Source organism: Brevibacterium album DSM 18261 (assembly GCF_000426445.1).
Classification (GTDB): Bacteria; Actinomycetota; Actinomycetes; order Actinomycetales; family Brevibacteriaceae; genus Brevibacterium; species Brevibacterium album.
Genome location: NZ_AUFJ01000010.1, coordinates 78,122 through 90,964 on the forward strand (window position 1 = coordinate 78,122; position 12,843 = coordinate 90,964).

Below are 12,843 nucleotides of genomic sequence, written 5' to 3' on the forward strand. Positions count from 1 at the left end.
GCCCGACTGTGCGGCACCGATCGTCATCGAGAGCCCGAACGCTGATCCCCGAGGGCTTCGGCGTAGGCTTCCCGCAGCTGCTCGCTGGGGCGCGGAGCGTCCGGATCCGGGCGCGGGATGCCGAGGTGGGTCTCCCTGAGCTCGTCCATCATCGCCTCGACGAGCGCGGGGCCTCCGTCGCGGAGGAGCTCGGCGCGGACGCGGAGGCGCTCATCGCCGTCGCGATGGTCGAGGCCCCAGTTCCCCAGCGCGACCATGACCGGCAGGACCCGGATGCCGGCCTCGGTCAGGGAGTACTGCGCTCGCTGACCGCGCCGGGCCTCCGCACGCCTGAGCAGGCCCTGATCCGTCAGACGCTTGAGCCTGCTGCTGAGGATGTTGCTGGCGATGCCCTCTTCCGATCCGGCCAGCAGCTCGCGGAAGTGGCGCCGGTCACCGAACATGACGTCCCTGAGCACAAGCACCGACCAGCGATCGCCCAGGACTTCGACGGCCGCATTGATGGCGCAGCCCGACCGCGGTGCACTCTGCATCGAACCCCCTCCAAGTGATTGCATTCTACCACTGCCTGGCATACGCTGAATCAAGCAGTTGCAGATGAGGAGCACTCAGGTGCGGGAGGCAGACATGACGGCGGTGCGAGTGCACAACATGGGGATCTCACTGGACGGCTACGCGACCGGCGAAGGACAGTCGCTCGAGCAGCCTTTCGGCCATGCCGGATCGCGGCTGCTCGACTGGATGATCGAGGGCACGAGGTTCGGGCGGCGCATCCACGGTGAGACCGGGGGCCTGCGCACGGTGGACGACGCCCTCGTCGAGCAGTGGCAGCCCGGGATCGGCGTCGAGATCATGGGACGCAACAAGTTCGGGCCGCAGCGTGGGCCCTGGACCGATCATGAGTGGCGGGGCTGGTGGGGAGAGGAGCCGCCGTTCGGCACCCCCGTCGTGGTGCTCACGCATCATCCGCGACCGAGCATCGAGTTCGCCAACGGCACCGCCTTCCACTTCCTGGACGCCGCACCGGCCGAGGCGCTCGCGGCGGCCCGGCAGTTCGCATCCGAACGCGCGGACCTCGGCGATGACGTGCGGATCGGGGCGGACCGAGCACCGTGCGGGAGTTCCTGGCCGCGGATCTCATCGACCACCTGCACCTGGTCGTCGTGCCGATCGTGCTGGGACGCGGCGAACGGCTCTGGGACGGCCTCGAGGGCATCGAGGACCGCTTCCACGTCGAGTCCGTCAGCTCGCCCAGCGGCGTGGTCCACACGACCTTCACCCGCGAGGCCTGAAGCCGGTTCGGCCTGCACGCGCTCGGGCGGAAGACCAGTGAGGGGCTCCGCGCAGCTCAGGCGCGCGACCCCTCACCGGTGGAGCCCTCCTCGCGCTCCGAGGGGCTCCCCGGGCCGTTCGCCCCAGCTCCGTTCGCACCGCCCGAACCCGGTGCGCCCTGCGGGAATCCTCTGACAGCGTCCGGCATGCCCCCGAAGCGCGGCCGCCGGTGGCTTCTGCGCCTGCGGACCCAGCGGATGAGCAGGTAGGCAGGGATGCCGAGCACAATCACCCAGGGCAGGAGCGCCGTGAGCACCAGCACCAGTCCGCCCGCGGAGTTCAGCAGGGTCTTCCAGATGTCGGCAAGCCAGCCGGTGAACCCGCCCGAATCGTCCGCGCGGTCGGTTTCGCGCAGTTCGACCCGGAGGGTGGACATCGACACCTGGTCCTCCAGGTCACTGCGCTGGGCGACGAGCTCCTCCAGTTCGCCCTGCCGCTCACTGAGGGCCGCTTCAGCCTCGAGCAGATCAGCGCTGGTGTCCGCCTCGGCCATAATGCCCTCCAGGCGCTCAGTGGAGACCTCCAGGGCACGGATCCGGGCATCGAGGTCGCGCACCGCGCCGGTCACGTCCTCAGCGCTCTGACTCCGCCGCACGACCTCGCCGCTCTCATCGACGTCAGCCATCAGCTCCTCGAACTCATCGGCGGGGACGCGCAGCGTGAGGTCCACCACGACTTCGCCGTCAGGGTCGACCCGCTCTTCGCGGCTCTCCACGTGGCCGCCGCGCGACTCGCCGCGCTCGGCGACACCGTCGGCCGCCTTCGCGGGGTCTGCCGTGATCACCCGCATATCCCCCACGGAGATGACCTGCCGACTGCCTTCCGAGCCTCCGGGCTCTGAGGTCCCGGGCTCCGCGTCTCCGGGGCCGGCGTTCTGCGCTCTGCCACCCTGTGCGCCCTCCGAATCCGCGGAGTGCTCCGACACTCCCGTATCCCCCGCCCATTGGAACGACGAGCCGCAGCCGGTGAGAATGAGGCCGAGGCCGAGGACAAGGGGGACGATGATGCGTCTCATACCGATAATCTAGGCTCCCGCGGTCACGAATGGGGCAGTCTCGCGTGACAGGTCTGGAACGGTGGGAGCACTCACCCTTGATCCACCGGTCGGGCTGCGGTTCGTGCCGGCCCGGTGGAAGTGACGTGTCCTTCTGACATGGGACGAGGGCAGTGCTCAAGCCACCTTCGACCCGGGTCTGGTCAAGTCCCTCGTCCTGGCCGATCCGGCAAGGCCTACCGGGACTGGCTGGACGAACGCGGCGAGGTGTTTCGCGAGGGCATCCAGATCGCGACGCTGGAACCGTTCCAGGGATACAAAAACGCGATCGATGGCCATCTCGAGGACGCCGCCTGCGTGCTGGATGCCCTCTGCATCGTCAAGCTCGCCGGTGTTGCCTTCGATGGTCGCCTGCCAGTGCGCCCAGGATCTCCAGAGAGGTGTTTCCAACAGCCCACTCCGACACCGATGACGCAAGCAACGGCAGAGCGGAGGCTGTCAACGGCAGCATCGCACCCGGCCGCCGCGCTGCCCGCGGCTTCCGGAACTCCAAGCACTACCGCCTCCGCATGCTCCTCATCACCGGAGGGCTTGACGCCTCAGCCCACACTCAACTCTGAAGAGCCGTCATTCCACTGACCTAGCTCCGAGCAGCGCCTTGACCTCGGCATAGAGGTCCGCAGTGACGTTGACGGGGTAGCGAGGTAGCTCAAAATGGACGACACTCCCCGGCTTGCGCAGCTTCAGGCGCGGCACAGTCTGCCCCGGGTGTCGCTCAAGGATGCTGCGGAGTTCAGTGATGCGCCGCTCAGTGGCGGCGGTCTCAGGCATGACCATCGTGAAAGGACGGTCATCCAGTTCACCTCGAGCAGCGATCACCTCCGCGCTGTTCGCACGGAGGCTCACCCCGTCGTCACGGATGCTCACGCGCGCCGACACAGCGATGACCACGTCCTGCTCCAGGGCCGCGGAGTACAGCTCGTGGGTCTTGCCTAGGAACATAACGGTGATGTCGGCTCCGAGGTCCTCGACCCGCACGATCGTGTAGGGGTTCCCCGAGGCCTTCGCGACCCGGTGCTGGACCTGCGTGACGAGTCCAGCGATCTTTACATGCGCTCCGTCTTCGGGCGGGTTCTCCCCGATGAGTCGGGCTATGGCCGTGTCGGAGTTTTGAGACAGCGTCTTCTCCATGCCGCTGAGCGGGTGGTCGGAGACGTAGAGCCCGAGCATGTCCCGCTCCAGGCTGAGCTTCTCCCGGCGCGGCCACTCGGAGATCTCGGGGATGTCGATAGCGAGCTCGTCGAAGCCCTCGTCGCCGTCGAGGCCGGCGAACAGGTCGAACTGTCCTCGGGCCTCTTCGCGTTTGACCGAGGCCGCAGCGTCGACAGCCTCCTTGTGGATCGCCTCCAGCGCTCGGCGAGAGCGGCCGAAGGAGTCGAACGCCCCGGCCTTGATCAGCGATTCCACGGCACGCTTGTTGGCCGCTTCCTGCGGGACCTTGCGCAGGAAGTCGTGGAACCCTTCGAACCGGTTGCTTTCGCGGGCGGTGAGGATCTGTTCGACCACGGTGCCGCCGACGTTGCGGATCGCTTCCATGCCGAAGCGGATGTCCTCGCCGACGGCAGCGAAGTACCTGATCGATTCATTCACGTCCGGGGGCAGCACCCGGATGCCCATCCTGCGGGTCTCCCCGAGATAGAGCGCCATCTTGTCGCGGTTCTCGCCGACGCTGGTCAACAGAGCAGCCATGTACTCGGCCGGGTAGTGCGCCTTGAGGTAGGCCGTCCAGTAGCTGAGGAGGCCGTAGGCGGCCGAGTGTGCCTTGTTGAAGGCGTAGTCGGAGAACGGCAGCAGGATGTCCCACAGGGTCGTGATCGCGTCCTCACTGTAGCCGTTCGCGCGCATCCCGGATGAGAACCCCTCGAACTGCTTGTCCAGCTCGGCCTTCTTCTTCTTGCCCATCGCGCGGCGCAGCAGGTCTGCCTGTCCGAGGGTGAAGCCGGCGAGGACCTGGGCGATGGTCATGACCTGCTCCTGGTAGACGATCAGGCCATAGGTCTTGCCCAGGACGTCTGCCAGAGGCTCGGCGAGCTCGGGGTGGATCGGGACGATCTCCTGCTGCCCGGTCTTGCGCAGCGCGTAGTTGATGTGCGAATTGGCCCCCATCGGGCCGGGTCGGTACAGGGCCCCGACGGCGGTGATGTCCTCGAAGTGGTCGGGGCGCGCGAGCCGCAGCAGGGACCGCATGGCGTCGCCGTCGAACTGGATGACCCCCAACGTGTCGCCGCGGCGCATGAGCTCGAAGACGCCGGGGTCGTCGAGCGGCAGCTCCTCGAGGTCGATCTCGTCGCCGCGGTTGGTGCGGATGTTTTCGAGCGCGTCGCTGATGATGGTGAGGTTCCTCAGGCCGAGGAAGTCCATCTTGATCAGGCCGAGGCCCTCACATGTCGGATAGTCGAACTGGGTGATGATCTGCCCGTCCTGCTCCCGCTTCATCAGCGGGATGACGTCGATGAGCGGCTCGCTGGACATGATCACCCCGGCTGCGTGCACTCCCCACTGTCGCTTGAGGTTCTCCAGCCCCGTGGCCGTGTCGTACACGGTCCGGACTTCGGGGTCGGATTCGATGAGTGCGCGGACGTCCTGGGCCTCGGTGTACCGCGGGTGGCCGGAGTCGAAGATGCCGCCGAGAGGGATGTCCTTGCCGGAGACGGTCGGGGGCATGGCCTTGGTGATCTTCTCGCCCATGCTGAAGGGATATCCGAGGACGCGTGCGGAGTCCTTCAGCGCCTGCTTGGCCTTGATCGTGCCGTAGGTGACGATCTGAGCGACCCGGTCGTCGCCGTACTTCTCCGTGACGTACTGGATGATCTCTCCCCGCCGCCGGTCATCGAAGTCGACGTCGAAGTCGGGCATCGACACGCGGTCAGGATTCAGGAATCGCTCGAAGATCAGATCGTGGACGAGCGGGTCGAGCCCCGTGATGGTCAGCACGTAGGCGACCATCGACCCGGCTCCGGATCCTCGGCCTGGACCGACGCGGATGCCCTGGCTCTTTGCCCATTGGATGAAGTCCGCGACGACGAGGAAGTAGCCGGCGAAGCCCATCTGGAGGATGATCCCGGTCTCGTACTCCGCGCGCTCACGCACTTCCTGGCTGATTCCGCCCGGGTAGCGCATGGTCAGTCCGCGCTCGATCTCCTTGACCAGCCAGGTCTCTTCGGTCTCCCCGTCGGGCACGGGGTACCGCGGCATGTAGTTCGCCGAGGTGTCGAACTCGACGTTGCACCGTTCAGCGATCAGCAATGTGTTGTCACAGGCCTCGGGGAAGTCTCGGAACAGGTGACGCATCTGAGCGGCGGACTTCAGGTAGAACTCGTCGGCGTCGAATTTGAACCGATTCGGGTCGTCCATGGTCGAGCCCGACTGCACGCACAGCAGGGCTGCGTGACTCTTGGCATCCTCTGCCGCGACGTAGTGCAGGTCGTTGGTCGCGACCAGCGGCAGATTCAGATCCTTCGCAAGCCTGATGAGATCGCCCATGACACGCTTTTCGATGCCCAAGCCATGGTCCATGAGCTCGCAGAAGTAGTTCTCCGCCCCGAAGATGTCGCGGAAGTCCGCCGCGGCCTGCCGGGCCTCGTCGTACTGGCCGAGGCGGAGGCGCGTCTGGACCTCGCTGCTCGGGCAGCCTGTCGTCGCGATGAGGCCCGTGCCATAAGTGCTCAGCAGCTCGCGGTCCATCCTCGGCTTGAAGTACTGCCCTTCCATCGAGGCCAGCGACGAGAGCCGGAAGAGGTTGTGCATGCCCTCGGTGGTCTCCGCGAGCATCGTCAAATGCGTGTAGGCCCCCGCGCCCGAGACGTCATCCCGCGAACCGTCGCCCCAGCGCACACGAGTACGGTCCGAACGGTGAGTGCCCGGCGTCAGGTACGCCTCTGTCCCGATGATCGGCTTGACTCCGGCGTCCCTCGCGGTCCTCCAGAAGTCGAAAGCGCCGTAGACGTTCCCATGGTCGGTCACGGCGACGGCAGGCATGCCCTGACGCGCAGCCTCGTCCACCAGCGGACCGATGTGGGCGGCTCCGTCCAGCATCGAGTACTCGCTGTGCACGTGGAGATGGACGAACTCTTCTGCTGGCATCTGCACCCTCACAAACAACAATCGGTTGACTGCTCGAGTTCAGCAGGAGGAGTAAGCAGGGGTCCAACAACCCTAGACCCGGCGTGCCACAACCGTGCGTTGTACGGCGTAGTATTGGCGGCATGGATGTTGATACCGTGAGGACGTTCCTCGCCGTAGCGGAGCTCGGGCAGTTCCAGGAGGCAGCGACAGAGTTAGGCGTTACTCAGCAGGCAGTCTCCAAGCGCGTCTCCAGGCTCGAGTCGGAGCTCGGCGTGCGCATCTTCGCCCGCACGCCGCGAGGCGCGCACCTCAGCGTCGACGGGCAGGCGTTCCTGCCTCACGCTCGGGAGCTGGTGCAGGTCGCGGACCGCGCCGTCGACTCAGTCCATCCCGGACGCAGAGCACTGCGGGTCGATGTCCTCCACCGACGGATTGCACCCTCCGTGTTGATGCGCGAGTACCACCAGAGCAGCCCTCACGTGCTCCTCGACGTCGTGACGCTTGGCACCGCGAGCGTCACCGACGCGATCGAGGCGATCCGCGCAGGCACCATCGATGCGTCTTTTCGGGCGATCCTGCACGACGCACCCGACCGGTGGGCGGATATCGCTGTGCCCCGGGTCTTCGAATCACGGATGGAGGTGCTCGTCGGCCCTCACCATCCGCTTGCCGCCGCCAAGCATCTGACGCCCCATGACCTGCGGACCCATCGCATCTGGATCCCGGGGATCTTGCCGGGAACCGAATGGGCTCACTACTACGAAAGGCTCGCCGCCGACTTCGACCTCAGCATCGACGGCATCGGCCCGCACTTCGGCGACGAGGCCCTGCTCGAGGAGATCGCCGATTCCAGGACCCTGATGACGTTCGTGGGCGACCGTGACCGCTACCTCTGGCCGGCGCATTTCGACCTTCGCCGGATCCCGCTTCGGGACCCGACTCCGATCTATCCCTACTCCCTTGTGCACCGCGCAGACAATGCACACCCCGGGATACCAGGGATGCTCGACTACTTCCGGGCTCTTGAGAGCAGTGCTGTGGTCGAGACATGGCTGCCCTAGCGCCATCGACCGACTCCCTGTGCGACCTCCGGGGCCCTCCGGCCAGGGGCGCAGGATCGCCAACCGCGCAGCCGCCAGGCCTTCACGACGATCCGAGGCGAGCACGGGCGACCACCGACCTCCTACGGGGAGTCCACGAGGCCACCGACGGAGCCTGGCTGGACAAGAGCGACGATCTCCTCCGCGACTGCCTGCGGCGACGCGCCGCTGGTGTCGATCACTCGACGACCATTGCGCGGCGAGGGATCCTGCGCCTCGACGACTGCCGCCTCGATCGAGGAGGCGAGCTCGTCTCCTTCCAGCCCGAGCCGGTGATTGCCCTGGACAGGTGGACCGTCACCGCGGGCACTGGCCGCGATCCGCTCGGCAAGTGCATCTGCCGACGCGACGAGCCAGAAGTCATGCGCCTCGACTCCGTCGCCGCGTTCGATGAGGTTGATGCTCGAAGCGTCGCCGCTGACCACAAGCGTGCTCGCCCCGGCTTCAGCGAGACGGCGGGCCACCGACCTCGCGTTCGCCGCGCGCACCGGAGCCAGGTCAGCGGCTCGCGACCGAGAGCCGAGGTGCCCGAGCTGGGTGGCATCGACATATCCGACGGGCTGTCCCGAGCGCGCGAGATGGGCGAAGACCTGGTAGCCCGTCGTCGAGACGCCGACTCCTCCGGGACCCGTGATGGTGATCAGCCTTCGCGCATTCGGTCCGACCGCGTCGTCGATCGTCGCTTGTGTCTGGTCGTCGGCTCGACGGAGCCAGTCGAGGACGACGTGGCTCACCTCCTGCGCCAATGCTTCAGGCGTCTGCGCACTTGTGTCCATCCGCAGATCCGCGAAGCCCGCTTCGATCCGCCGCGCGTATGCAGCGGACTCGTCCGCGAGCTCGGTCAGCCAGCCACGCTCCAGGACGCGGCGACGGATCGATTCCTCGTCTGCGTCGAGGTGGACCGCGAGGATCCGGTCCCGCGGCCATCTGGGCAGAAGCGAGCGAAGCTGCCCATCACTGTCGGCGAGGCCGGCCACGATCAGGCAGCGCGCTCCGTTGCGCTGGAAGCTGCGGGCCAGGTCGGGAAGCGACGCAGCTATCAGGTCCTCCTCCGAGGCGTCGATCGTGCTTGCCAGGCGGAGCTGGTCGGCGTCGGCGAACGCGGCCCGCACGCCAGCGCGCTCCAGCTCGGTCAAGAGACGGTGCCCGAGGGTGGACTTCCCCACTCCTGAGGTCCCGAGGATCCACACGATCGGAATCAGGGCTTGCCGGTGCCTGGGGCTGCGGGCGCTGTTCATCGGCGACTGTAGGTGAGGAGCACGGCTCCGGAGGCGAAGGACTTTGTGCCCTTGTGTTCCCATCGACTACGGGGCTGGCCGCCTTGGAACAGCCGGGTGCCTTTGCCGAGAAGGACCGGATTGAGCACGAGCCGGAGTTCGTCGAGCAGGTCCGCCTCGAGCAGGGAGGTCGCGGCGCTGCCGCCGGCGAACACGGCGATGTCGCGCCCATCCTCCTGCTTGAGGCTCCGGAGGCGTCCGATGGCGTCGGGCCCGACGGGAACTGCCCTGTGCCAGTCTGAATGCTCCAGCGTGCTGCTGAGGACGTACTTCGGCAGCGCGTGCATGCGCTCACGCTGGACGGCTGTGACCTCGTCGCCGGCCGTGGGCCAGTACGCGGCGAGCTCGTCGTGGGCGACGCGCCCGAAGACCATGCCGTCGATGGACTGCAGGAGCTCATCGAGGTGCCGCTCGAACTCGGCGTCGGAGAAGGCCCAGTCGATCGCGCCTGTTCCGTCGTTGATGAAGCCGTCGAGAGAGACGTTGGTGTGCAGGAAGAGTCGCCGCATGGCAGGGCTCCTGTCCCGTCGCGGATCGCGACTGTTCTTGATTGGTCGGCCAAAAATATGGTGTCCAATTTTTGGCGGCGCTGTCAAGAAGTTGCTAGGATCGGGTCATGACACGCGCCGGTCGACCCAGAGGCTTCGTCGAGGCCCAGGTCATCGGCGGCGCGCGGGACGTGTTCTGGCTCCGAGGGTACGCAGCGTCGTCGCTCCGGGACCTGACTGAGGCGACGGGACTGCTGCCCGGCAGCATCTACAGCTCGTTCGGCAGCAAGCGCGACCTGTTCGTCCGCACTCTCGAGGACTACGCCGCTGGTGCGCGGCAGGCCGCAGACGAGCTGCGCACCGCGGCCCCGGCCCTACCGGCTATCCGCGCCTTCCTGGTCGGTGCCGTCGACGCCGCTCGCGTCTCGCCGGGTCGCGGATGCATGCTCGGCAACACCGCGGTCGAACTGCTGCCTGAAGACGACACGGCACGGGAGATCGTCCGCAAGGCGTTTCACGATCTGGAGGACGGGCTGGCGGCCGCGCTCGGTAACGCGCAGCAGGACGGCGAGATCCGCAGCGACCTCGACGCCGGTCCGCACGCTCGGCAGCTTCTCGCCCTGGTGCAAGGACTGCACGTCACGGCCCGCGCCGAGGCCGACCCGCACCGGCTCGTCGACGCGGTGGACGCAGCCCTCGATGCTCTTCGTCCCATCGCGTGACCTGTAGCGGTGGAGCGAGGCCTTGGAGCATGACCGGCCACCATGGCCAGCACTCCGGATTCGCCGACATCGACTGTGGGCGTTTCCGACCGGCGGCTCGAGGGGCTGGAGGCGTATTCGATAGCTCTGGGCCTGCCAGACTCAGAACCGGCAGTGCTTTCCGCGGCACGATGCCGACGTGCTCGGGCCGGAACCTGGTGACGGCATAACCCCGTGGCCTTCGTGGCCACGGGGCTCTGCCGCCGGCGCTCATAGCACCATTGGATTATCGATCACGCGACGCTGCACGCCTCCGTCTGCGCAGACTCGGGTGCCTTGCGCGCTGCGGCGCGCGTCGCGATCCAGCCGGTAAGCGTCAGCGCGACCTTGCGTTCGGCACCAAGGGTGCGGACGTCGAGGCCCTGCAGGACGAGCTGGTCCGCCAGGGCAAGAGCATCGAGAAGTCCGGCTGGTTCGACTGGGCCACCTGGAACGCCTACCGCGAGATCGCTATGGACGCCGGGATCACGGTCGATTACGGCCAGCTGGCGCTGAACGAGGTCCTCTGGCTGCCCCAGGCCAAGACCGCCGCGGCGTCCTGCCCGATCAGGCTCGGTCAGCGCGTGGTCGCCGGAGACGCACTCGCTTCGTTGCCGACGCCGGTGCTGGCGGCCTCGGTGAAGAGCTGGCCGACCGATCTCGTGCCGGGCGAGCGCACGCTCTCCGTCAGCGGCACCGAACTGGCGATCAGCGAGGACGGCCGGGTGACCGGCGACCAGGTCCTCGCCGCGCTGGCCCAGACAGAGGCGTACATGGCCTACGCGGCCAATCCCGAGGGCGGGCAGGTCTCGGGCGAGCCGAAGCTCGTCGAGCCGATCACCGTCTACCCGGTGCCCACCTGCTGCTGTCGCCACGAGCGGCGCTGACACCGGCTGCGTGCAGGCCGAGGGCGCTGACCCCCTGGACGTGCGGATCGTCGGATCGCGCCTCGGCCGGACCTACCTCTCCTTCGAGGACGAGAAGACCGTGCCGAAGAGCATCGACGCCCGAGTGGAGCCGGAGCTGACATGCGAGTGACCACCCACGCCCTCGGGCACGCGTTCGACGGGTTGCCGTCCCTCTTCGAGGGGCTGTCGACCACGATGGAGCCCGGGCACGTCTACGCCCTCACCGGCCCTTCCGGCTCGGGCAAGTCAACCCTGCTGGGCATCCTCGCCGGCTGGATCCAGCCCGCCATGGGCAGCGTGCGGCGCGAGGGCGTCGAGAAGGTCGGCTGGATCTTCCAGAACCCGCACGGCGTCGCCCGCCGGACGGCGCTCGACCACGTCTCCTACGCGTACCTCGTCGAGGGCGTGCCCCGCGCCGAGGCCGAGGAGCGGGGCCTCACGCTGCTGGAACGGTTCGGCCTGCTGGAGAGCCGCGCCAAGCAGTTCCGAGCGTTGTCCGGCGGAGAGGCGCAGCGCCTCATGCTCGCCCGCGGCATCGCGACCTCCCCGGATCTGCTGCTCGTGGACGAGCCCACCGCTCAGTTGGATCTGCGCACCGCGGCGACGGCGAGCGAGGCGCTGGGGAAGATCGCCACCGCCGGAACTATCATCGTCGTGGCGACCCACGACCAGCGCACGAAGGACGCGTGCACCGACGTGATCGACCTCAGTGCTTTCAACGCGGCGGGGGTGGCGGCATGAGGCGCGGGCCGGGCATGAGGACCCGGGACGCCCTCGGGGAAGCCTTGCGCAACCTGACGTCGGGCACCACGCGGGCCTCCCTGTTCGCGCTGCTGCTGACCGGGCTCTGCCTCGCTCTGACGGCGTTCGACCTCATCGCCGTGACCGGCTTGGTCTCCAGGGCCCAGGAGTTCTCCCAGCGCGGCGCAAGCGTCACCATCATCAAGGCCGAGGGAGGCGTCGACGGCCGGGTGTGCGACGCGCTGGCCCGCCACGACGGGGTCCGGGCGTCCGGCGCGCTCAAGAAGCAGGGAGAGACGGCCTTCAGCGTGCTGCCGCAGAGCCCCGTCACTGCCTTCTCGGCGAGCCCGGGCTTCTCCGACATGCTGCCCGAGTCGACGGGCGCTCGGACCGACGGGCTGCTGCTGCCCACCTCGGTGGCCGACTCTCTGGGCGCGCGCACAGGCCAGGTCCTGGACACCCTCGACGGGCCGACACGGCTGGCGGGCACCTACGAGTACCCGGACGACGGACGCCCGGCAGGCATGGGCTACGCGGCCATAGCGCCGGTCCCGGCAGGGTTGCTGGCATTCGACGAGTGCTGGCTCGACCAGTACCCCGGGGCGAAGACGACCACCGATCTGCTGTACACGACGCTGTTTGCCGACCTGCCCGCCGACGTCTCGCCCCAGGTGGTCCAGCACAACGCGTCGCTGGGCAAGGCCGGGGACCCCGCGGCCGACTACCTGGCCAGGCAGACACGCCCGATGCCGTTGATCACCGGGCTGGCCGGGCTGCTCGTCGGCCTGAGCGCCATCTGGAGCCGACGGCTGGAGTTCGCCTCAGCCCTGCACACCGGCGCGCGCAAGCGCGACCAGCTCCTCACCAACCTCCTGGAAACCGTGGCCTGGACGGCCGCGGCGGTCATCGCGACGACGCCGGTGATCCTCTGCGCCGCCTTCGTCGCCACGCCTGCGGCAGACCACGCCTCCGTGGTGGTCTCCGCACTGCTGATTCCCGTGTCCTGCGCGACGGGAGCGCTCCTCGGAGCGGCCGTCGCGACGGCTTTCATCAGAGAGGACCGGCTCTTCGCGTACTTCAAGACTCGATGACGCGGCGCACGGGCCCGCCCCCGGAAGTCACGCACATGACCACCACG

Annotated in this window: 15 protein-coding genes; 8 read left to right on the forward strand and 7 right to left on the reverse strand. The window is 67.8% G+C overall.

Features of this window, described 5'->3' with window-relative positions; all coding sequences use genetic code 11:
- Nucleotides 1-23: 23 nt before the first annotated feature.
- Nucleotides 24-533, reverse strand: coding sequence for a winged helix-turn-helix transcriptional regulator (locus tag K318_RS0104485; RefSeq protein ID WP_029088601.1), 510 nt, complete (start codon nt 531-533; stop codon nt 24-26).
- Between the two features lie 127 nt (nt 534-660).
- On the reverse strand, nt 661-900 hold the full coding sequence (locus K318_RS25795; protein ID WP_342664194.1) for a hypothetical protein: 240 nt from the start codon (nt 898-900) through the stop codon (nt 661-663).
- 212 nt (nt 901-1,112) lie between these two features.
- Here K318_RS25795 and K318_RS25800 point away from each other — a divergent pair, with 212 nt between their 5' ends.
- Nucleotides 1,113-1,292 (forward strand): dihydrofolate reductase family protein, encoded by a 180-nt coding sequence (locus K318_RS25800; RefSeq protein ID WP_029088602.1) that lies wholly within the window; start codon nt 1,113-1,115, stop codon nt 1,290-1,292.
- A gap of 56 nt (nt 1,293-1,348) precedes the next feature.
- Here the strand turns inward: K318_RS25800 and K318_RS0104495 are convergent, their stop codons facing one another.
- Both K318_RS0104495 and K318_RS25460 read right to left on the reverse strand, forming a co-directional pair.
- Nucleotides 1,349-2,347, reverse strand: coding sequence for a DUF4349 domain-containing protein (locus tag K318_RS0104495; RefSeq protein ID WP_029088603.1), 999 nt, complete (start codon nt 2,345-2,347; stop codon nt 1,349-1,351).
- Between the two features lie 156 nt (nt 2,348-2,503).
- Nucleotides 2,504-2,776 (reverse strand): hypothetical protein, encoded by a 273-nt coding sequence (locus K318_RS25460; RefSeq protein WP_029088604.1) that lies wholly within the window; start codon nt 2,774-2,776, stop codon nt 2,504-2,506.
- Here K318_RS25460 and K318_RS25465 point away from each other — a divergent pair.
- On the forward strand, nt 2,767-2,946 hold the full coding sequence (locus K318_RS25465; RefSeq protein WP_245579764.1) for a transposase: 180 nt from the start codon (nt 2,767-2,769) through the stop codon (nt 2,944-2,946). The genes K318_RS25460 and K318_RS25465 overlap by 10 nt on opposite strands.
- Nucleotides 2,947-2,953: 7 nt before the next feature.
- Here the strand turns inward: K318_RS25465 and dnaE are convergent, their stop codons facing one another.
- Nucleotides 2,954-6,469: a DNA polymerase III subunit alpha gene (gene dnaE, locus K318_RS0104505; RefSeq protein WP_029088605.1), complete on the reverse strand. Its 3,516-nt coding sequence runs from the start codon at nt 6,467-6,469 to the stop codon at nt 2,954-2,956.
- A gap of 122 nt (nt 6,470-6,591) precedes the next feature.
- On the opposite strand from dnaE, the gene K318_RS0104510 reads away from it, so the two are divergent.
- Entirely contained in the window at nt 6,592-7,512 is a 921-nt protein-coding gene (locus K318_RS0104510; protein ID WP_029088606.1) for a LysR family transcriptional regulator, read from the forward strand.
- Nucleotides 7,513-7,634: 122 nt separating this feature from the next.
- On the opposite strand, the gene K318_RS19390 is transcribed toward K318_RS0104510, so the two are convergent.
- On the reverse strand, nt 7,635-8,852 hold the full coding sequence (locus tag K318_RS19390; protein WP_084499702.1) for an AAA family ATPase: 1,218 nt from the start codon (nt 8,850-8,852) through the stop codon (nt 7,635-7,637).
- On the reverse strand, nt 8,786-9,337 hold the full coding sequence (locus K318_RS0104520) for a dihydrofolate reductase family protein (RefSeq protein WP_029088607.1): 552 nt from the start codon (nt 9,335-9,337) through the stop codon (nt 8,786-8,788). Before K318_RS0104520 ends, K318_RS19390 begins: the two co-directional genes overlap by 67 nt.
- A 107-nt stretch (nt 9,338-9,444) precedes the next feature.
- On the opposite strand from K318_RS0104520, the gene K318_RS0104525 reads away from it, so the two are divergent.
- The 5 genes from K318_RS0104525 (at nt 9,445) to K318_RS0104545 (ending at nt 12,796) form a co-directional block, all read left to right on the forward strand.
- Nucleotides 9,445-10,038, forward strand: a complete 594-nt coding sequence (locus K318_RS0104525; protein ID WP_029088608.1) for a TetR/AcrR family transcriptional regulator — start codon at nt 9,445-9,447, stop codon at nt 10,036-10,038.
- A gap of 260 nt (nt 10,039-10,298) precedes the next feature.
- Complete coding sequence (locus K318_RS0104530; protein WP_029088609.1) at nt 10,299-10,943, forward strand: hypothetical protein; 645 nt, start codon at nt 10,299-10,301, stop codon at nt 10,941-10,943.
- A 10-nt stretch (nt 10,944-10,953) separates the two neighbouring features.
- Nucleotides 10,954-11,094, forward strand: coding sequence for a hypothetical protein (locus K318_RS24570; RefSeq protein ID WP_156913796.1), 141 nt, complete (start codon nt 10,954-10,956; stop codon nt 11,092-11,094).
- Nucleotides 11,085-11,705: an ATP-binding cassette domain-containing protein gene (locus K318_RS0104540; RefSeq protein ID WP_029088610.1), complete on the forward strand. Its 621-nt coding sequence runs from the start codon at nt 11,085-11,087 to the stop codon at nt 11,703-11,705. Before K318_RS24570 ends, K318_RS0104540 begins: the two co-directional genes overlap by 10 nt.
- 44 nt (nt 11,706-11,749) lie before the next feature.
- Complete coding sequence (locus K318_RS0104545) at nt 11,750-12,796, forward strand: hypothetical protein (protein ID WP_156913798.1); 1,047 nt, start codon at nt 11,750-11,752, stop codon at nt 12,794-12,796.
- The last annotated feature ends 47 nt before the right edge of the window (nt 12,797-12,843 follow it).